Annotated in this window: 19 protein-coding genes; 7 read left to right on the top strand and 12 right to left on the bottom strand. The window is 70.5% G+C overall.

Going from position 1 to position 19,632, the window contains the following annotated elements; all coding sequences use genetic code 11:
- The 3 genes from D7Y21_RS31745 to rimP form a co-directional block, all read right to left on the bottom strand.
- Nucleotides 1-294: YlxR family RNase P modulator (locus D7Y21_RS31745; protein WP_147469428.1), on the bottom strand; the 294-nt coding region annotated here is incomplete at its 3' end.
- A gap of 18 nt (nucleotides 295-312) precedes the next feature.
- A complete protein-coding gene (nusA, locus tag D7Y21_RS31740; protein WP_120568204.1) occupies nucleotides 313-2,013 on the bottom strand; it encodes a transcription termination factor NusA in 1,701 nt (566 codons plus the stop codon).
- A gap of 70 nt (nucleotides 2,014-2,083) precedes the next feature.
- Complete coding sequence (gene rimP, locus D7Y21_RS31735; protein ID WP_120568203.1) at nucleotides 2,084-2,569, bottom strand: ribosome maturation factor RimP; 486 nt, start codon at nucleotides 2,567-2,569, stop codon at nucleotides 2,084-2,086.
- 210 nt (nucleotides 2,570-2,779) lie between these two features.
- Here rimP and D7Y21_RS31730 point away from each other — a divergent pair, with 210 nt between their 5' ends.
- The 6 genes from D7Y21_RS31730 to D7Y21_RS31705 all read left to right on the top strand — a co-directional run bounded on the left by D7Y21_RS31730 (nucleotide 2,780) and on the right by D7Y21_RS31705 (nucleotide 9,265).
- On the top strand, nucleotides 2,780-3,583 hold the full coding sequence (locus D7Y21_RS31730) for a carbon-nitrogen hydrolase family protein (protein ID WP_120568202.1): 804 nt from the start codon (nucleotides 2,780-2,782) through the stop codon (nucleotides 3,581-3,583).
- A 129-nt stretch (nucleotides 3,584-3,712) separates the two neighbouring features.
- Complete coding sequence (locus D7Y21_RS31725; RefSeq protein WP_199735524.1) at nucleotides 3,713-4,123, top strand: FecR family protein; 411 nt, start codon at nucleotides 3,713-3,715, stop codon at nucleotides 4,121-4,123.
- A complete protein-coding gene (locus tag D7Y21_RS41580; RefSeq protein WP_147469427.1) occupies nucleotides 4,120-4,971 on the top strand; it encodes a peptidoglycan-binding protein LysM in 852 nt (283 codons plus the stop codon). The genes D7Y21_RS31725 and D7Y21_RS41580 overlap by 4 nt, the downstream gene beginning before the upstream one ends.
- A gap of 29 nt (nucleotides 4,972-5,000) precedes the next feature.
- Nucleotides 5,001-6,719 (top strand): HD domain-containing phosphohydrolase, encoded by a 1,719-nt coding sequence (locus D7Y21_RS31715; protein WP_120568199.1) that lies wholly within the window; start codon nucleotides 5,001-5,003, stop codon nucleotides 6,717-6,719.
- Between the two features lie 100 nt (nucleotides 6,720-6,819).
- Nucleotides 6,820-7,161: a DUF971 domain-containing protein gene (locus D7Y21_RS31710; RefSeq protein WP_121717587.1), complete on the top strand. Its 342-nt coding sequence runs from the start codon at nucleotides 6,820-6,822 to the stop codon at nucleotides 7,159-7,161.
- A 31-nt stretch (nucleotides 7,162-7,192) separates the two neighbouring features.
- Complete coding sequence (locus tag D7Y21_RS31705) at nucleotides 7,193-9,265, top strand: protein kinase (protein WP_121717585.1); 2,073 nt, start codon at nucleotides 7,193-7,195, stop codon at nucleotides 9,263-9,265.
- A 20-nt stretch (nucleotides 9,266-9,285) separates the two neighbouring features.
- Here the strand turns inward: D7Y21_RS31705 and D7Y21_RS31700 are convergent, their stop codons facing one another.
- The 5 genes from D7Y21_RS31700 to D7Y21_RS31680 form a co-directional block, all read right to left on the bottom strand.
- Nucleotides 9,286-9,825, bottom strand: coding sequence for a ClpXP protease specificity-enhancing factor SspB (locus D7Y21_RS31700; RefSeq protein ID WP_120568196.1), 540 nt, complete (start codon nucleotides 9,823-9,825; stop codon nucleotides 9,286-9,288).
- A gap of 36 nt (nucleotides 9,826-9,861) precedes the next feature.
- Nucleotides 9,862-10,347 carry an SsrA-binding protein SmpB gene (gene smpB / locus D7Y21_RS31695; RefSeq protein ID WP_014398822.1) on the bottom strand — a complete coding sequence of 162 codons (486 nt, stop codon included), beginning with the start codon at nucleotides 10,345-10,347 and terminating at the stop codon, nucleotides 9,862-9,864.
- 17 nt (nucleotides 10,348-10,364) lie between these two features.
- Nucleotides 10,365-11,219: a pantoate--beta-alanine ligase gene (gene panC, locus D7Y21_RS31690; RefSeq protein ID WP_120568195.1), complete on the bottom strand. Its 855-nt coding sequence runs from the start codon at nucleotides 11,217-11,219 to the stop codon at nucleotides 10,365-10,367.
- Nucleotides 11,220-11,221: 2 nt separating this feature from the next.
- Nucleotides 11,222-12,130, bottom strand: coding sequence for a 3-methyl-2-oxobutanoate hydroxymethyltransferase (gene panB / locus D7Y21_RS31685; protein WP_121717583.1), 909 nt, complete (start codon nucleotides 12,128-12,130; stop codon nucleotides 11,222-11,224).
- 168 nt (nucleotides 12,131-12,298) lie between these two features.
- The gene (locus D7Y21_RS31680; RefSeq protein ID WP_120568193.1) at nucleotides 12,299-12,940 is read right to left on the bottom strand and encodes a deoxynucleoside kinase; all 642 of its coding nucleotides are present in this window, start codon (nucleotides 12,938-12,940) and stop codon (nucleotides 12,299-12,301) included.
- 182 nt (nucleotides 12,941-13,122) lie between these two features.
- On the opposite strand from D7Y21_RS31680, the gene D7Y21_RS31675 reads away from it, so the two are divergent.
- Nucleotides 13,123-13,410, top strand: coding sequence for a hypothetical protein (locus D7Y21_RS31675; RefSeq protein WP_120568192.1), 288 nt, complete (start codon nucleotides 13,123-13,125; stop codon nucleotides 13,408-13,410).
- Between the two features lie 18 nt (nucleotides 13,411-13,428).
- On the opposite strand, the gene rsmA is transcribed toward D7Y21_RS31675, so the two are convergent.
- From rsmA to D7Y21_RS31655, 4 genes are all read right to left on the bottom strand, one after another.
- Complete coding sequence (rsmA, locus tag D7Y21_RS31670) at nucleotides 13,429-14,307, bottom strand: 16S rRNA (adenine(1518)-N(6)/adenine(1519)-N(6))-dimethyltransferase RsmA (protein WP_120568191.1); 879 nt, start codon at nucleotides 14,305-14,307, stop codon at nucleotides 13,429-13,431.
- A 10-nt stretch (nucleotides 14,308-14,317) separates the two neighbouring features.
- Complete coding sequence (tsaD, locus tag D7Y21_RS31665; protein WP_121717581.1) at nucleotides 14,318-15,316, bottom strand: tRNA (adenosine(37)-N6)-threonylcarbamoyltransferase complex transferase subunit TsaD; 999 nt, start codon at nucleotides 15,314-15,316, stop codon at nucleotides 14,318-14,320.
- A 52-nt stretch (nucleotides 15,317-15,368) separates the two neighbouring features.
- Nucleotides 15,369-18,167, bottom strand: a complete 2,799-nt coding sequence (locus tag D7Y21_RS31660; RefSeq protein ID WP_121717578.1) for a response regulator — start codon at nucleotides 18,165-18,167, stop codon at nucleotides 15,369-15,371.
- A gap of 143 nt (nucleotides 18,168-18,310) precedes the next feature.
- Nucleotides 18,311-19,632, bottom strand: a 1,322-nt coding sequence (locus tag D7Y21_RS31655) for a DnaJ domain-containing protein (protein WP_158627384.1), incomplete at its 5' end; no start/stop codon positions are given.

The following is a 19,632-nucleotide window of genomic DNA, read 5'->3' as shown; positions in this document are numbered from 1 at the left end:
CTCCCAAGCCTGTCCGAGTGCTGACGGGTCGACCTGCCCCGCCTTGCCCCGGAAGGCCCTGCCCAGCGCCTTACGCTTGAGCGCTGCCGTCAGACAACCGGCACCGCACAGGTACGCCCCCCGCCCTGGCAGCCTCCGCCGCCTGTCCGCCACCACGCCGCCCTGGGGACCTACCACGAACCGGGTGAGTTCCGCCTGTGCCTTGCGAGAACCGCACCCGACGCAGGTCCTGACCGGACCTGACACCGTGATTTCCGTGGGATGTGTCCCGGGCCGTTTGGTTTCGCGGCGCATCCGCCTAACCCCCTGTCGTTACGGTGCCTTGGCCGCTTCCACGCCCTCCGACCCGCCTGCCGATGCCAGCGCACCCCGCTCCGCGTTCAGCTCCGCGCGCAGCTTGGCTTCCTCCACCAGGTAATTCTCCGCCGCGCTCTTCAGCTGGCGGGCCTTCTTGATGCCGACGCCCGGCACGTCGCCCAGGCGGGTGAGATCCTTCTCGTTCGCGATGTCCTCCACCGTGCGGTAGCCGGCGAGGATGAGCTGCTCGATGGTCTTCTCACCAACGCCGCGCACGCGCGCCATACGCTCCGGCTGCGACAGCTCGTCCGGGTGGCGGCGGGCCTCGGCCAGGCGGGCCTGCTCGCGCTCGTAGTCCATGCGCGACAGCTCCTGCTGGTCCTCCACCATGCGCTTCTTGGCTTCCTCCTGCATGGCGGCGATGCGGGTGGGGTCGATGCCGGGAATCTGCGCCAGCATCTCCGCATTGGCATCCGCGACGTCGCGCGCCTGACGGAAGCCATGCGCGTAGAGCGTCTCCACCAGCATCTCGTTGACGCCCGGCAGGGCACCGAGCGAGCGGCTGGCGAACTCGCGCATCTCCCGCACGCGGCTCTCGCTGTTGATGTCCAGCTTCCAGCCGGTCAGCTGGGCGGCCAGGCGCACGTTCTGCCCGCGCCGGCCGATGGCCAGCGACAGCTGGTCGTCCGGGACGATGAGCTCCATGGCGTGGTTGGCCTCGTCGATGATGACGCGGCTGACCTCCGCCGGGGCCAGCGCGGAGCACACGAAGCGGGCCGGGTCTTCATCGTAAGGGACGATGTCGATCTTCTCCCCGCGCAGCTCCTGCACCACCGCCTGCACGCGGCTGCCCTTCATGCCCACGCACGCGCCCACCGGGTCCACGTCCGAGTCGCGGCTGGACACGGCGATCTTCGCGCGGCCACCGGGCTCGCGGGCCGCCGCCTCGATGACGACGATGCCTTCGGCGATTTCCGGCACCTCCATCTCGAAGAGCTTGGTGAGCAGGTTCACGGACGCGCGCGACAGAACGATCTGGGGGCCCTTGGACTCGCGGAGCACGTCCAGCACGTACGCCTGGACCCGGTCGCCCGGGCGGTAGGTCTCACGCGGGACCTGCTCGCGGACAGGCAGCACGGCCTCCGCGCGGCCCAGGTCCACCACGATGTTGCCGCGCTCGAACCGGCGGGCGATACCCGTGACGATCTCGTTCTTGCGGTCCTTGTACTCGTTGAAGACGTTCTCGCGCTCGGCGTCGCGGGTGCGCTGCAGGATGACCTGCTTGGCCGTCTGCGCGGCGATGCGGCCGAAGCCGCGGCGGAAGGTCTTCAGCCGGAGGATGTCGCCGTACTGGTCGTCCTGGGCCTTGGCCTCGGCGGCGTCCTCGTCACGGTAGAAGATCTGGAAGACGAGCTCGTCGCCGGGCTCCACTTCCATGCCCTTCTTGTGGGCCTCTTCCATGGTGATCTGGTTCACCGCCTGGACGGGGTCGGTGATTTCCGCGACCACGGTGATGGCCTGGAAGAGCTCCACGACGCCCTTCTCCGGGTCGTACTTGGCCTCCAGGTTGCGGTCCTGGCCAAAGTGCTTCTTGGCCGCGGTGTTCATCGCGTCCTCGAGGGTGGCAATGAGCACGGCCCGTTCGATGCCCTTGTCCTTGGCGACCTGATCCAGGACGAGGTTGAGATTGACTGCCGGGTTGGCGGGCGTGGGCATGGCTATGTCTTCTCCGAAAATGGGTCCACGGGCGGCCCTGGCGCGAACAGGGTCCCCTGTATGTCGACGTCTAGAACTCGAACTCCAGATGGGCCTTGGCGATGTCCTTGAAGGGGATGATGAAGGCACCGCCCCCTTCCACGTCCACGGAGATGGCGTCGGCCGCCACTCCGATGAGCGTGCCGCTGAAGTTCTTCCGCGGCGGGTCACCCAGCGGGCCAAAGGTCTTCACCTTGACCTTCTGCCCCTTCACCCGTTCGAAGTGCGCCGGCTTCTTCAAGGGCCGGTTCACACCCGGGCTGGACACCTCCAGGCTGTATTCCTGGGGGATGAAGTCCTCCACGTCGAGCACCGGATCCACCGCGCGCGACACCTGGGAGCACTCGTCCAGTCCCACCCGGCCACCGGGCTTGTCGATGAACAGCCGCAACACCCAGCCCTCGCGCTCGCGGACGTACTCCACGTCCAGGAGCTCCAGGCCTTCGTTCGCCACGATGGGGTCCAGCAGCGCCGCTGCCTTCTCCTCCACCGTCTGTTTGATGTTCTTCGACTCCATGGCCAGGAAACAGGTCTCCAAAAACGCGAAAAGCGGGCACGGCGGCCCACTTTTCGAATGTGATGCGTCGAAAAATGTCGGGGCGTCCCGTAACACACGCCCCCTCGGGGTGTAAAGGAAGGACACACCCCGAGGCGCCGGCTCAAACGCCCCCCGGGATTGAAGGATTCCCAGGGGTTCCGAGTGACGCCGTGGCGTTATAACGCCCCCATGCACCTCATCGCCGCCGCACAGATGGTGTCCACCGCGGACAAGGCCCACAACCTGGATGTGGCCACGCGACTCGTACGCCAGGCTGCCTCCCTGGGTGCCCACCTGGTGGGTCTGCCGGAGAACTTCTCCTGGATGGGCCCGGAGCCCGAGCGCCCCTCCGCCGCGGAAGGCCTGGACGGCCCCACCCTGAGCCGGATGGCGGAGCTCGCCCGGGGGACGAAGACGACGCTGCTGGCCGGCTCCATCCTGGAGGAGGGAGCGCCCGGCGGCCGGCTCTACAACACCAGCGTCCTGTTCGGCCCGGACGGCGCCCGGCTGGCCGTCTACCGGAAGATGCACCTGTTCGACGTGGATGTGGGAGACGGTGCCACCTACCAGGAGTCCGCGGCGGTGGCGCCGGGGACGGAGGTGGTGGCGGCGGACACGGTGGTGGGCCGGCTGGGCATGAGCGTCTGTTACGACCTGCGCTTCCCGGAGCTGTACCGGCGGCTGTCGAAGGACGGGGCGACGCTGCTCGCGGTGCCGGCGGCCTTCACGATGATGACGGGCAAGGACCACTGGGAGGTGCTGCTGCGCGCCCGGGCCATTGAAAACCAGGCGTACGTGCTGGCACCGGCCCAGGGCGGGCGGCACTCCGCGCAGCGGCTGACGTACGGCCACGCCATGGTGGTGGACCCGTGGGGGCTGGTGACGGCGCGGGCCTCCGAGGGCGAGGGACTGGCGCTGGCGCCGGTGGATCCGGAGCTCCAGGCACGCATCCGGCGGAATTTGCCGTGCCTGGCGCACAGGCGACTGGACTAGGCGGGCGAGAGTGAACGGGAGGGGGTGGGAGGCCCCTCCGGCGCGGCGTTTCCGGGTAGAGTGGTTTTCAGGAAGACCCCTCTGGTGAATGGACGACGCTGGCCTCCCCTGCTTTTCGCGGTCGCACTCATGGCCCTTCCTCCCGGCTGTACCGCCGATGAGAAGCCTCGTGGGCCCACCGAGGCGCCCCTGCCTCCGCCTGTTCCCCGCGCGCACCTGCGGGGGCTGACGGGGGACGTGCAGATCAAACGCGCGGTGGCGGACGAATGGAGCTCCGCGCGCGACGAGCTGCCCCTCTACGAAAACGACAAGGTCCGCACCGAGGCCGGGGCCAGCGCCCAGGTGGTGTTCGCCAATGGCAGCACGCTGCACCTGGGGGGCGATTCCCTGGTGGGCATCGCGGAGAGCAAGTTGCGAACGGACGTCACCGTCCTGCGGGGACGGGTGGACGCCACCCTGGAGAAGCCGGCCACCCAGTCGCTGTCCGTCACCACCCCATCCGCCACGGTTCGTGCGGGCAGGAAGATTGAATTCCAATGAAGGCCGCCCTCTGGCTCAGCGCGTGGATGGGGCTGTCCGTGGTGCCGTCAACCGCACCGACCGCCGTGGGGCGAGAGCCTCCGGACGGCACGGCCCTTCCCGGAGGCGGCGCCCCGGCGGCCCCTCGCAAGGCACCCGTTACGGAGCCGCAGACGGTGCTCAAGGCGCTGGAGATGTCGCGCGCGGCGGTGAAGGCCGCGCCGAACGATGCGCGCCGCCGTGAGGCCGAGTCCCGCCTGAAGGACGCGGAGTCGCACTTCCAGGCCGCTCGGTACGCGGACGCGCTGCACAAGGCGGACGAGGCCTGGGCGCTGCTCAACCCGCCCCAGCCGTCCAACTTCACGGTGGAGGTGGACCACGACGGCGGCACCACCACCGTCACCCACCGGCAGGGGCCTCCCGTCACCGTGGAGGCGCAGCACGCCACCCGCGTGCTGGCGAAGGGCGAGTCCGTGCGGGTGCAACAGGGCACCGTGCTGCCGGAGCCGCCCGGCGCGCCGCAGCTGGCGCAGCCCGCGGACAAGGCCCGCTTCGCGCTGAAGGCCACGCCCGCCGGACTCCTGGGGCCGGTGACGCTGGCGTGGACTTCCGTCGCGGGCGCCACGCGCTACGAGGTGGAGGTCGTCGCGGAAGGCGTGGAGGGGGGAGCGGCGCCGGCGCCGGTGCGCACGGTGCAGGCCGCGCGGCAATGGACGTTGCCGGCGCTGCCCGCGGGCCGTTATCGCTGGACGGTGACGGCGGTGAGTCCGGAGCAGGGGCGGTCCCTGCCCTCCCAGACACGGCGCTTCGAGCTGGCCGCGGAATCGCTCGAACTCAACGTCAAGGTGAAGGACGGGTGGCAGAAGTAGCCGCCTGACCCGAGCGAGGAGCCACCGCCGTGCGACTTTTCAAAGCCATCCTCCTCCTGATGCTGGTGGTCAGCATCATCCCCACGTTGATGGTGGGCTGGTTGTCGGTGTCCCATACGCGCGAGCTGCTCATCCGCGACGCGCAGGAGCTGGCGCAGGAGCGCGTGAAGCAGCTGCGGCTCAAGGCGGAGAGCTTCCTGGAGGACCCCACGGAGCGCGTGGTGGGGCTGTCCAGCGTGCCGGGCGGCTTCTTCACGCTGCCGGGCGACACACAGCGGCTGCACATCGCGGCGGTGCTCAACCAGCGCCCGGAATTGCTGGCGCTCACCGTGTTCGGCGCGGACCGGCAGCGGCTGCCGGGCCTGCAGGCCTTCGCGGTGCACGACATGTCGCCCAGCGGGGTGGCGGAGCACGAGGACCGCGCGCGGGCCCTGCTGGACGAGGGGCTCACCGGGGTTCGCTACTCGGACGTGGTGGCGTCCCACGGCGGAGGCGGCGGCGGGCCGGTGGTGACGCTGGCCTTCCCCGTGGGCGATCCGGTGCAGGGCTACATGGCCGCGGACATCACGCTCGCGGGCCTGAGGCAGATGCTGGCCCAGGAGCGCGTGGGCAGCACGGGGTTCGCGTACCTGGCGGACCGGCACGGCCGCCTGATTACGGGCGGCGGCGACCTGGGCGCGGTGGGTGACGACGTGTCGAAGCGGCTGCCGCTGGCGCACCTGCTCAAGCAGCGCGAGGGCACGCCCGACACGGAGCTGTTCCACGTGGGCAACTTCGGCGAGGGGCGCGACGCGGTGGTGTCCGCGTACTCGGTGCTGCCGGAGGCGGGCTGGGCCATCGTGTCCGAGCAGCCGGTGGAACATGCGTACCGCCAGGTGGAGACCATGGAGCGGCGCATCCTCCTGGGCCTGGGTGGCGCCATCCTGGTGGCGCTGGTGCTGGCGGCCATCTTCTCCCGCAACCTCACGCAGCCCCTGAAGACCTTCATCGCGACGTCGCTGGAGCTGGCGCGCGGCAAGTTCGGCGTGGAGGTGCACCTGAAGCAGAAGAACGAGCTGGGGGAATTGGCCCAGACGTTCAACTACATGAGCAAGCAGCTCATGGCGTACGACATGGAGACGCGCGGCCTCTACGAGAGCCTGGAGAAGGGCTACCTGGAGACCATCGTCGCGCTGGCCAACTCCATTGACTCCAAGGACGCGTACACGCGCGGCCACAGCCAGCGGGTGGGCGACGTGGCGGTGGAGATTGGCAAGGAGCTGAAGCTCACCGAGCGCGAGCTGAGGCAGCTGCAGTACGGCGGCATCCTCCACGACATCGGGAAGATTGGCATCCCGGAGAACATCCTCTGCAAGCAGTCCCGGCTCACCGACCAGGAGATGTCCCTGATGCGCGAGCACCCCGCCATCGGTGACGCCATCATCGGGCCGGTGACGTTCCTGGGCTCGGTGCGCGCGTGCGTGCGCCACCACCACGAGCGCTGGGACGGCACGGGCTATCCGGACAAGCTCAAGGGCGAGGCCATTCCGATGCTCGCGCGCATCGTGGCGTGCGCGGACACCTTCGATGCGTGCACCTCCACGCGCCCCTACCAGAAGGCCATGCCGCTGGAGAAGGCGATGGAGATCCTGGACAACCTGAGCGGCGCGCAGCTGGACCCCAAGGTGGTGCTGGCGCTGCGCGCGGTGCTGGCCCAGCGGGGCGTGCGGCTGGAAGGCCACCGGCAGCCCGTCAAGCTGGCTTCCTGAAGCCCCGTTCCCCGGGTCCTTTCGCTTTCGCGGCAGGCCCCCCACTCCGCCGGAAGGATGGTAGGGAGGGGCTGCTGCTCAAGCATTGGAAGGTGGACCGGTGAGCAATTTCTGGGATCGCATCAAGCCCGCGCCCAAGCCCGTCAGCGCGACGGATGCGAAGCTGTCCGCGGACGGCGAGTCGCTGACGCTGACGTGGGACGACGGCGTGACGACGACCGCCACCGCGCAGGTGCTGCGCCAGCAGTGCCCGTGCGCCGCGTGCGTGGACGAGTGGACGGCGAAGCGCACGCTGGACCCCTCGCAGGTGCCCGCGAGCCTGCGCGTGCTGCAGATGCAGCCGGTGGGCAACTACGCGCTCGCGTTCGTCTTCAGCGACCAGCACACCACGGGCATCTACCCGTGGAAGCACCTGCGCGACATCACCCAGTCGCAGGGGTGAAGCGCCCCACCGCGTCTTTCCGGAGGTCCCCGTGACGTCGCGCTATCGGCTGCTGCAACCGCTGGCCACGGGAGGCATGGCGGAGCTGTTCCTGGGAGTGGCGAAGGGCGCGGAGGGCTTCGAGCGCACCGTGGCCATCAAGCGCGTGCTGCCGCACCTGGCGCGCGAGCCGGACATCTCCCGGATGTTCGTCTCCGAGGCGCGGCTGGCCATGCTGCTGCAGCACCAGAACATCGTCACCGTGCACGACGTGGGGGAGAGCGCGGAAGGGCTCTTCCTGGTGATGGAGCTGGTGGACGGCTGGGACCTGGGCGCGTTGATACGAGCGGTGACGCGCCAGGGGCTGCGGATTCCTCCGCACCTGGCGGTGTTCATCGCGAGCCAGGCCCAGGCGGGATTGCAGCACGCGTACCGCCGCCAGCACGACGGCCAGCCGGTGGTGACGGCGCACCGGGACGTGTCCCCGTCCAACCTGCTGGTGTCGCGCGAAGGCGAGGTGAAGGTCACGGACTTCGGCATCGCGCGGCTGGCGGGCCTGTCGCGCACGGAGCCGGGGGCGTTCAAGGGCAAGGTGCCCTACGCGGCGCCGGAGGTGCTCCGGGGCGAGCCGGCCACGGCGCTGAGCGACCAGTTCTCGCTGGGCACCATCCTGGCGGAGCTGCTCGCGGGGCAGCACCCGTTCGGGTCGGCGGCGGCGGATCCGATGGCGGTGGCGTACTCCATCCTCAACCGCGCGCCCTCGTCACTGCCGGACGTGCCGGCGTCGCTGGCCACGCTGGTGCTGCGCATGCTGTCGCGCGACCCGGCGGCCCGCTTCCCGGAGCCGGAGGACGTGTCGGAGGCGTTGGCGCGGTGGCTCGCGCAGACGGGGGAGCCCGCGTCGTCGCATGCGCTGGCGACCTTCCTGCGCGGCGTCCGGCTGCCCCTGTCCGTGGGAGAGGTGGCCCGGACCGCGCTCGCGGAGGCCCCGGCTTCGACGTCGGCGTCGTTCGTGATGTCCGTCGCGCCGCACGAGGGCATGGACACGGGGCACATCCCGTCCGCGTCTGGCGCCCGAGCGGCCACGATGGCCTATGGCGGTGGCGCCGCGGCTTCGCCAGCGTGGAAGGCGCCTCCGGCGTCCGTCCCCGTGGCGGCGGAGGAAGAGGAGCCGTGGAGCCCACCGGCCGGAGGCGTCTCGTTGTCCGCGTCCGGCGCCGTGGTCCACACCTGTGCCCTGTGCGGCACGGCGCTGGAGTCCCCGGACTCGCCCTGTGAGTCCTGCACGCGCGGACCCTCCACGAGTCGGAGCGATGCGAGCGCGGCTCCTGCGATGTCCCCCGACGCGTCAGCGCAGGGACGCGCCCCTGCTGCCCCCGCGCGGCCCGGCGCCGAGCCCATGGCCCCCCGAGGCGCAGGGCCCGCCGCTTCGCGGCCTCAGGCGAACGCGCCCGCCATGGTGACGTCCTCGCCCGCTCGGGCTCCGGCAGATGGGCCCGCGTCTGTGGCCTCCGCATCCGCTCGGGCTCCGGCAAGTGGGCATGCTGGGGCACCTGCTTCTCGACCGCGGGCGAATGCGGCGGCCCCTGACTCGCGAGCCCGGACGCAGGCGCCCTCCCCCGCCGCCCCGGCGGATGCGCCCGCGCTGGCCACTCAGTCCCTCTCGGACGTGGACGATGCGGCGCGGATGAACCGGCCCAGCATCCGTCAGGCGTCGCAGGGTGACCTTGAGTTGGAGGAACGCGCGCCCCGGGCGGAGAGCTCGCCTTTGGAGTTCGACCCCGTGACGCCTTCCCGCCCCCGCAGGCGATGGGGACCGGCGGTGGCGCTGCTCGGCATCGCGGCGGTGCTCGCGGGGGGGGCGCTGTTCGCGTGGCCCCTCGTCGAGACCCAGGTGCTGCGCGCGCTCGGACTCCCGGCGGCGGTCCTGTCCATCCGCAGCGAGCCCTCCGGCGCCACCGTCCTGGTGGACGGCGTGGAGGTGGGCGTGACGCCGCTGGTGATGGACAACGTCTACCCCGCCCGCTCCGTCCCCGTGCAGCTCAAGCTCAAGGGCTACCGCGTCTGGACGGGGTCGTTCATGGGCGGCAAGAAGTCGGACGTGCAGGCGGAGCTCAAGCGCTGACGCGCCGCCTTACGCCCGTCCTACTTCACCAACCGCAAATGGCCACGGCGCGGCGGCTGCGGCTCGTCCGGGGGGCCTCCCTCGGGCGGCGGCGGCGCCACCTCCGGACGCGACTCCGGCTCGTCGGAGTGCTCGGCCTGCACCTCGCGCAGGAAGGCACGGGGCCTCTCCGCGGCCACGGGCACCGGCGCGGGCTGCGGCGGACGCGCGACGGAGGTCGACGCCACGGGGGGCTGCTGGAGCAGCTCCGGCGGCATCTCCTCCGGGTACATCCAGAACTCCTTCGTCACGTGGCTGGCGATGGCGAACAGCGCCGACCAGGGCACCGCCACCGTGAAGCGCGAGCCAGAGAAGCTCAGCGTGGTGCGCACGCCCCACTCGCCCACCGTGAGGTCGGGGGGCTCGAAACGGTAGGAGAGGTTGAGGCGCAGGTGCGCTTCGCCTCGGAGGCTGGCGGGGACGAGCACACCGGGGCGGCGCGCGTCCAGGTGGATCATCACCATGCCCTGGTCGAGCGCGGCCAGCAGCCGCTCCTTCTTGTCGGAAACCTTCTTGTCCATTCCAGCGTGTCCGGCAGGGGAATTGCGGGAGCGCCCTCAACGACGGCGCACTTCCCGGTCCATCTCCCGCTTCGTCTCCCGTTCCTTGATGTCGTGTCGGCGGTCTTCGTGCGTCTTGCCGCGGCACAGGCCCAGCTCCACCTTGGCCCGCCCCTTCCTGAAGTACAGCACGAGCGGGATGATGGAGTAACCGCGCTCGCGCACCTTCGCCGTCCACCGGTCTATCTCCGCCCGGTGCATCAGCAGCTTCCGGCCCCGGGTGGGAAGATGGTCGAAGACGCTGGCCGCCTTGTAGGAGCCGATGTGGGCGTTGAGCAGGAACAGCTCCGTGCCCTTCTGGAGCGCGTAGGCGTCCGAGAGGTTGGCCGTTCCTTCACGCAACGACTTCACCTCGCTCCCCGTGAGCTCCAGCCCGGCCTCTATCTTCTCATCCACCGTGTAGTCGAAGCGCGCACGCCGATTCTCGGCAATGAGCTTCACCCCCGGCTCCGCACCCACACCCTTCGACTTTCCAGCGGCCATAACGTGTCCCGAGTCTCCTAACCGGCCAGGGGCATGTTGTCGATGAGCCGCGTGGCGCCCGAGAAGGCCGCCACCAGCATTCGCGCCGTCTGTCCGGGCGCCACCGTGTCCAGGGGTGAAAGCGTCCCGGCGTCCCGAACCTCCACGTAGTCCTCGCGCAGGTCCGCCGCCTGCAATTCACGGCGGGCGGCCTCCACCAGCGCCCGAGTGTCCCGGGTGCCGGAGGCGAGCAGGGCCTGGGCTGCCCGGATGCCCTTCGACAGGGCCAGCGCCCGCTGGCGTTCTTCCGCGGACAGATAGGCGTTTCGGCTGCTCATGGCCAGCCCGTCCGCTTCCCGCACCGTGGGCATGCCCACGATTTCCGCGCCCAGGTGCAGGTCGCGGTTGAGCGTCTTGATGACCTGGAGCTGCTGGTAGTCCTTCTCCCCGAAGAGCGCCACGGCCGGCCGGAACAGCGCCAACAGCTGCGTGACGATGGTGGCGACGCCCCGGAAGTGGCCGGGACGCCGCTCGCCGCACAGCCCCTGGCTGACCTCCGTGACGTCCACGTAGGTCTGGTAGCCCGGGGGGTACATCGCCGCGGGCTCGGGCGCGAACACGGCCGTGACGCCCGCGCTCGCGCACTTCGCCAGGTCCCCCTCGAAGTCGCGCGGGTAGCGCGCCAGGTCCTCGCGGGGACCGAACTGCGTGGGGTTCACGAAGATGGAGGCAGCCACCACGTCCGCGCGCCGGCCGCCCTCCCTCATGAGCGAGACATGGCCCTCATGGAGGAAGCCCATGGTGGGCACGAGCGCCAGCGTCTTGCCCTCCTTCTGGAGGGACGCGACCCAGGCCTTCACTTCCGGAACGGTGCGCAGGACGTGGGGGGCCATGGCTAGACGGGAGCCCCGTAGATGCCGCCGACCTTCTCCGCGGGCTCGCCAGCGCCTTCCGCGTCTGGAACGACCGGCGTGGGCGTCACCAGCCGGATGCCCTTGGTGGCCTTGAAGCTGTGCTCTTCATCCGGGAAGGTGCCCGCGCGCACTTCGGAGAAGTACGTGTTCGCGGCCTCCGTGATGTTCCCGTGCAGGTTGGCGAAGCGCTTCACGAACTTCGGCTTGAAGTCCGGGTTCATGCCCAGCAGGTCGTAACAGACCAGCACCTGGCCATCACAGTGCTTGCCCGCGCCGATGCCGATGGTCGGAATCTTGAGGCTCTGGGTGATGGTGCGCGCCAGCTCCAGCGGCACGCCCTCCAGCACCAGCGCATAGGCGCCGGCGGCCTCCAGCGCGAGCGCGTCGTCCAGCATGCGGCGCGCGGCGTCCTCGTCGCGGCCCTGCACCACGTAGCCGCCCATCTTGTGCACCGACTGCGGGGTTAGCCCCAGGTGGCCCATGACGGGGATGCTGGCGCGGACGATGGCGCGCACGGTGTCGGCGAACTCGGCGCCGCCCTCCAGCTTCACGCTGCCCACGTTGCCTTCGGACACGAGCCGCCCGGCGTTGCGCACCGCCTCCTGCGGCGACACCTGGTAGCTCATGAACGGCAGGTCGCCCACCACGTGCGCCCGCTTGGCGCCGCGGCTCACCGCCGCCGAGTGGTAGACCATCTGGTCCATGGTGACGGGCAGCGTGGACTCCTGGCCCTGGACGACCATGCCCAGCGAGTCACCGACCAGGAGCACGTCCGCGCCGCCCTCGTCGAGGATGCGCGCGAACGTCGCGTCGTACGCGGTGACCATGCAGATCTTCTGACCGGACTGCTTCAGGCGCTTCAGCGTGTGGATGGTGACCTTGTCCTTCACGGTTCACCTCCTGTGGCAAGACGGGTGGGACAGCCGCGTGGAGCTTCAGGCCCCTCGCCGTCCCCAGGGGGATCGCCGGAGGCCGGGGTTCCACGGGGATGCACTCTAACGCCCCCGGAGCCGCGTGGGGGTTTAACCCACGCCAGGCAGCCAGGCGGGCGGCGGCCGTCAGCCCCGGCGGGACCTGGGGGTGTAGTGCTGCACGCCGGACTTCACGCTCGCGATGACGTTCATCAGGTCCTCGCGGTCCGCCTCGTTGTGCACGAAGTCGATGTCCGACGTGTTCACCACCAGGAGCGGCGTGTCCTGGTAGTGCGCGAAGAAGTCGTTGTACGCGTGCGTGAGCGACTCCAGGTAGCCCGCGTCGAACTTGCGCTCGAACTCACGGCCGCGCTTCTTGATGCGATGCAGCAGCACGTCCAGCTGGGCCTGGAGGTAGATGACCAGGTCGGGCTGCGGGACGCGGGGCCCCAGCGCCTCGAAGACGCGGTCGTAGAGGGCCAGCTCGTCCGAAGCCAGCGTGAGGTTGGCGAAGATGCGGTCCTTCGCGAACAGGTAGTCGCTCACGGTGACGGCGCGGAACAGGTCCTGCTGGAAGAGCTCCTGCTGCTGGCGGAAGCGCGAGAGCAGGAAGAACACCTGCGTCTGGAACGCGAACTTCTGCCGGTCCGCATAGAAGCTGGAGAGGAAGGGATTCTCCTCCACCACCTCAAGAATGCGGCGGCTGCCCAGTCGCTCCGTGAGGAGGTTGGTGAGGCTCGTCTTGCCCACGCCGATGGGGCCTTCGACGACGATGTAGCGGTGGTCCATCGGCCCGAGGCCTCCGCCCCCGGAAAGCCACGCATGAGACACATGCGCGCGCGGGGGGCGGATAACACAACCATGCCCCCGTGCATCCGGCAATTTTCGCCGGGCCACCCGACCCTTGCGCCCTCCGGGGTCATCCCCTACGGTGCCCGCGAACACGCAACAGCGGGAGCGACGGGCCACAGATGCGCGGCAGGCAGCGGGTGAAGACGGTGGTGGACCTGGTGGAAACGACGGAAGCGGCGCCCGCCGCCCGTGCGGCCACGGCCCCTCCCGCACCTCCGGTGGAGGTGGATCCACTCTATGGCGTGGCCCTGCTGAAGACGGCCTTCGAGCTGAAGCGCCGGCCGGAGGGCTCCGTGGACGAGGTCCTCAGCGGCGTGCTCGCGCGCCTGCGCATCGACGAGGACGAGTTCCGCGCGTTCCTCTCCCAGCAGGGTGGGCTCCTGGCCGCGCTGGGCCAGAAGCGCTGACGCACCCCTACTCGTCCCCTACTCCTCCGAGGTGTCCGCTTCCGGCGCGTCCGGAGGCGGCGGCGCCATGGCGGTGACGGGGCCCAGGGCGCGCTCGATGGCGGCGAACTCCTCCGGGGAGAGCGTCTCCGCGCGGCGGCCCGGGTCGATGCCCGCCGTCTGGAGCGCGGCGAGCATCACCTCCGGCGGCGCCAGGCCCTTGTCGGACTTGAGCGAGTTGATCAGCGTCTTGCGGCGCTGCGCGAAGCCGGCCTTCACCAGCCGCGTGAAGCGGGCCTCGTCCACCAGCGGCGCGCGGGGCTTCTTGAGCCGCGTGAGGCGCAGCACGGCGGAGTCCACCTTCGGGGGCGGATGGAAGCGCCACGCCTCCAGCGTGAGCACCTGCTCCACGTCGAAGTGCAGGCCGAGCAGCACCGTGAGCAGCCCGTAGTCGCGGTTGCCGGGCTCCGCGGCCAGGCGAACCACGACCTCCTTCTGGAGCGTGAAGACGGCGCGCGAGATGCGGGCACGCTGCGCGAGCACCTGGAAGAGGATGGGGCTGGTGAGGTGGTACGGCAGGTTGCCCACGAGCGCGATGTCGTCCGCCCCGGCCACCTGGGCGAAGTCCACCGTGGCGGCGTTGCCGGGCACCACGCGCACGCCGGGGATGGCCTCCTTCTCCAGCACGGCCACCATGTCGCGGTCGCGCTCCACGGCGGTGACCCGCGCGCCGGTGGCGGCGAGGAAGCGCGTGAGGTGGCCCAGGCCCGGGCCCAGCTCCACCACGGGTTCGCCCTCGCGCAGCGCGAGCGCGTCCGCGATGGACTGGAGCGCGTCCGGGTCTCCGAGGAAGTTCTGTCCCCAGCTGTGCTTGGCCCGCAGGCCGTGGCGCTTGAGGATGTCGCGCGGAGAATCCACTGTCAGGCCCCTACTCCATGCGCCAGGCGGGGTCGGCCGCGAGGCGGAAATCACCGCGCAAGCCGCGGCGCCACGCTTCATACCCCGCGACGGCGATCATCGCGCCATTGTCCGTGCACAGCCGCACCGGCGGCAGGAACATGCGCAGGCCCCGCTCCTCCGCGCGCTGCTTGCACAGCGCCCGCAGCCGCGAGTTCGCCGCCACGCCGCCGCACAGCACCAACTGGTGGTGGCCCAGCTTCTTCGCCGCGGCGACGAGCTTCTTCGACAGCACGTCCGCCACCGCCTCCTGGAACGACGCGCACAGGTCGTGGAGCGCCTGGCCCTCCGGCACGCCGTGCTTCTGGACGTGGTGGAGCACCGACGTCTTCAGGCCGGAGAAGGACACGTCCAGGTTGTCGCCCGGCAGCGCGCGCGGGAAGCGGATGGCCTCCGGGTCGCCCTTCTGCGCCAGCTCGTCGATGGGCTGCCCGCCCGGGTACGGCAGGCCGAGGATGCGCGCCGTCTTGTCGTAGGCCTCGCCCGCGGCGTCGTCGCGCGTGCGGCCGACGAGGCGGTAGTTCCCGTAGTCGCGGACCTCGTAGAGGCTGGTGTGGCCGCCGGAGACGACGAGCCCCAGGAAGGGCGGCGCGGGCGCGTCCTCCAGGAGGCGGATGGCGAGCAGGTGCCCTTCCAGGTGGTTGGCGCCCACGAAGGGCTTGCCGGTGGCGAGGCTCAAGCCCTTGGCCACCTGGAGCCCCACGAGCAGCGCGCCGATGAGGCCGGGGCCGGACGTGACGGCGAGGAGGTCGATGTCGTCCAGCGTCTTGTCCGCGCGGGTGAGGGCCTCGTGGACGACGGGCATCACCTGGACGATGTGGTTGCGGCTGGCCAGCTCCGGCACGACGCCGCCCCAGCGGCGGTGGATGTCCACCTGCGTGGAGACGACGTCCGACAGGACGCGCCGCCCGTCCTCCACGACGGCGGCGGCGGTTTCATCGCACGAGGTTTCAAGTCCCAGGACGAGCACGACGACTCCGACAACAAGGGCGGGCAGGAGGCGGACAGGCCGCCTCCCCTGCTCATTTCATCCCATTGAGCAGGGCACGCACCTCGTCCGCCGAGCTTCCCGTCGGTTCGAGGAACAGATACCGCTTGTAGGCATCGGCTGCTCGGGTTTGATCACCGGAGAACTGGAGCGAGCTGCCCAGCCAGAACCAGGCCTTCGCGTTCTTGGGCTCCGCCTTGACGACGTCCTGGAGCAGCCTGGCCGCTTCACGGTAGCCGGCCTCATTGGTGCTGCTGTTCGCCAACGAGATGGCCAGGCCCGACTTCGCCTCGACGGAGTCGTTGTCGAGCGCAAGCGCCTTGCGGTACGCGCCGATCGCCGACTTGAAGCCCTTGCGGGCCATCGCCGCGCGGCCGTCCTTGATGAAGTCCGCGTAGGTGGCCTTCGCCTGCACCACGGGCGGAGTGGCCTCCGGGGGCGTGGGCGGCGGGGTGACGGCGACGGCGCCCGCGTCCTGGACAGCGGCGGGCTCGGGGGTGGCCGTCTTCACCGGCGTGCCCGCGTCCTCCGGGGCGGTGACGGTCTTCGCCGGGGGCGTGCCCGCGTCGGTCCGCGCGTCCACGGTCTTCGTGGGCGGCGGCGTGACGGCCGGCGGAGGCGTCGTCTCCGGCGGCTTGGGCGCATCCTCGGGCTGCGTGGGCTGCGTCACCTTGGGCGCGTCGGGCTTGGGCGTTTCGGCGCTGCCCGAGCCCTTGGAGAGCACCACCGCGGCCACGGCCGCGACCAGGAGCAGACCGCCCGCGATGTAGAGGCCCGTGCGCTTGGGCTTCATCGCGGCGATCAGCGCCGCGTCGTCCTCGTCGTGAGTGGGCTTGGAGGCGGCGGGCTTCGTGGCGGCCGCGCTGTTCGTGGACGCGGTGCTGGCCGGGGCGTTCGCGACAGGGGCCGCGGTGTTCGTCTCAGGAACAGGGGCGCTCGCTCCGGACGGCTGCACGGGCGTGGCGGGCTCGGGCTCCGTGAAGTACGCCTCGGAGGCGGGCACGTCCTGCGTGGCGGTCTCCACCGGCTCCATGGCGGCCGGCGGCGCGTCGAAGGGTGTCGTCTCGGGGAACTCGACGTTGAGCGCCACGGGGGCCACCTGCGGCGGCACGATGCCGTGGCCCGGATACGGCGGCAGCGCGAGCCGCGGCGGCGCGGACTCGTCCACCGGCACCTCTTCGTGGAAGGGCTCCGTGCCGCTGACCAGCGTCACCTCGGACGACGGCGGGGCCGGCGTGGGCGGCGGCACGTGCGCCAGCGGGCTGGGCGCGATGGCCGCGCCACCGAAGATGGGCGGACGCGAGGGCTGCGACTCCACGGGCGTCTGCACGGGCTGGGCGGCGAACGGACTGGGCGCGGCCGGAGCGCGGGACGCGGACGACGACCAGGGCGAACCGGGGCCCCAGGTGCTGGAGGCACTCAGGCCCTCCGTGTCCACCCGGCTCCAGTCGAGCAGCAGGCTGCGCCGCGCATGATCCACCGCACGGTGCGCCGGAGGCGGCTCCACGAGGAACGCCGAGCCCTCCTGCGACAGCGGCGGAACCACGGGCTCCGCGGCGTCCTGGCCGAATGGGGGTGGACCGCCCTCACCGGGACGAACGCGCGGCGGGAAGATGACCACCTGCGCGGGCTGCGGGGAGACCGGCACGGGCGCCATCTCCGCCACGGGCGTGACCTCCTCCATGGGCTCGGGATGCGCGGGCGCGGCTTCAGGCTCAGAGACCGGGGCCTCCGCCACGGGCGCCGCTTCCACCGGAGGCGGTTCCACGGGGGCCGGCGCTTCCTGGGGCGCGGACTCCTGCGCGGGCGCGACGTCCACGGGGATGGGCGACGCGGCGTTCAGCCACTGCTCGATGCCCGGCTTGCTGCTCTGCACGGGCTCCAGCGGCGCGTTGCCCAGCTCGCGGATCAGCCCTTCGAAGTACAGCTTGCTGATGATGCCCAGCGCGGCCAGGTCCTCGAAGTCCGAGTCCTCCACCACGCGCGACAGCGCGCGCTTGCCGTCGAACAGGCGCAACAGGCCGTTCACCTCGTCGGGGATCTCCGACAGGCGGTCCGCCAGTTGGTGGTAGTCGATCTCGAAGACCGTCTCCAGGGGCGGGAGCTGCTCGAGCATCCGGCCCCACTCGTCCAGCCGGCGCATGCCCTCCATGAGGAGGCCCTGCGTGGAGACCTCGATGCGCTCGGTGCGGTCCAACGTGGTGAACTGCACGTCGAACTGGCCTTCGAACGTGTTGAGCAGGCGGTAGAAGGCGTTCTCGCCCTTGAGCCGGCCCAGCTCCGCGTCGATGACGCGGCCTTCCTTGAAGTAGACGACGCCGGTGCGCTCGCCCTGGATGGAGATGACGCCCGTCTTGCGGCCGATTTCGAAGGTCTGGACCAGGTCCACGACGCCCATGTCGGCGAGGCTTCCCGCGAAGCCGCCCTTGGTCGTCTCGCGCTTCTCGATGCGTTCCTTCTCGGCCTTCTGAAGGATCATCTTCACGCGGGTGACGATCTCTTTGATGTAGATGGGCTTCGTCAGGTAGTCGTCGCCCCCGAGCTCCAGGCCGCGCACCTTGAACTCGACCGACTTCTGGTTCGTCAGGAAGACGAAGGGGATGAACTTGAAGCGCTCGTCGGACTTGAGCGTCTTGCAGAGCTCGAAGCCGTCCATCTCCGGCATCTTGGTGTCCGCGAGCACGAGGTCCGGCGGGCTGATCTGGACCTTCTCCAGCGCATCCTTGCCGTGGATCGCAGTCGTGACGGAGAAGCCGGCCTTCTTCAGGCTGACCTCCATCACGCGCAGACTCTTCGCGTCACCATCGACGAGGAGCAGGTGCTGCTTGGCCACGTGGCATGCCTTTCAAGACGGGCGGGACGGCGGATCCGACGGGGGCGTCCCGTAGGGGCAAGCATCGGGTCCGGTTTCCAGGTGTGTCAATGGGCGGGACTGTCCGGAAAACCAGCCGGCTCCCTCCCCGGGGGACAGGCGAGTCAGCGGAAGAGGCCCTTCTTGGGCGGGTTCTTCTTGCGCATGTCGATGAGCCGCAGCTCCTGGTTCGCCTCCAGGTGCTTGGGGTTCGCACGGACGGCTTCCCGGAAGTGCTTCTCCGCGCGGTCCATGTCCCCTTCCACGCGAGCGATGACGCCCATCTGGTAGTGGGCGCGATCACAGTTCGGGTCGGTGCGCACCGCATCCGCCATCCACTGTTTCGCGCGGGGCATGTCGGCCTTGCGGCTGGGGTCCATGTAGACGGACCAGGCGCGCGCCGCGAGGTACAGGGGCTTGGGGTCCAGGGCGTAGGCGCGCTCGTAGTGCTCGCTGGCGGCGAAGAAGTCGCGCTTGCGGAAGAAGACCTCGCCCATGCGGAAGAGGTCGTCCGCGTTGGTGTCCGCGCGGGCCGCGGCGGGGCTGCCGGGACGGGCGCTGGGGGCCGCCGGAGGCTTGGGAGCGGCCTGCGCGCCCTGCTGGGCCTGCTGGTAGTTCTTGCGGCGGGTGTCGTCGTGGAGGACTTCGTAGGCCTCGCGGATGGACTCGAAGACGGCGGTGATCTTCGGCGCCAGGTGGGGCAGCGACGGGGGCAGCCGGTCCGGGTGGAAGATCTTGGCGAGGCTCAGGAAGGCGGCCTTCACCTGGTCGCGGGATGCATCCTGGGGGACGCCCAGCGTGAAGAAGTGGTCCTTCTTCGTCTGGATGTCGGCGTAGCGCTGCTCAATCTGCTGCGCGAGCCGGCCCTCGTCGGGCTTGGGGGGCTCCGGCGGCGCGGCGACGGCGGCGGACGGCGGCGCGGCGCCTTCGGGCGTGGCCGGAGGGGGAACGGGAGCGGGACGGGCACCGAGCGTGCCCATGTTCTCCATGGCGCGGCGCAGGAGGCGCTGGCGCCGGAGCTTGGAGGCTTCGTCGGGGTTGGAGGGGTCTTCGGCCGCCACGTCGTCCTCGTCAAAATCCCAGTCGTCCAGGTCACCGGACAGCTCGTCCCCAGTCTGGCCAGAAGCCCCCGCGTTGTCACCGGGGAACGCGGTGGAGCGGGGAGAAGGCAGCGGCTCGAACGTCGCTTCGACGATGGCCTCGACGAGGAATTCGTTGGCGTCGCCCGCCGAGCGGACATCCGAGCGGATGAGGGCTTCCAGGTGGGCGTCCACCTGCTGGAGGGCGGCCTCGAAGGAGGCGGTGAGGTTCTGGGCGGGGTCGTTGGACTCGTCGAAGGAGACGATGCGCCACAGGTCGTCCTCGCTGGCGCGGGCGGGGCGCACGGGCGGTGTGGAGGACGCGGGGAACTTGGGGGGCTGAACGGCCCAGAGGTCCGGCTGGGGAG

This window comes from Corallococcus sp. AB045, assembly GCF_003668895.1.
Lineage (GTDB): Bacteria > Myxococcota > Myxococcia > Myxococcales > Myxococcaceae > Corallococcus > Corallococcus coralloides.
This window is presented reverse-complemented; position numbering and strand designations above follow the sequence as displayed.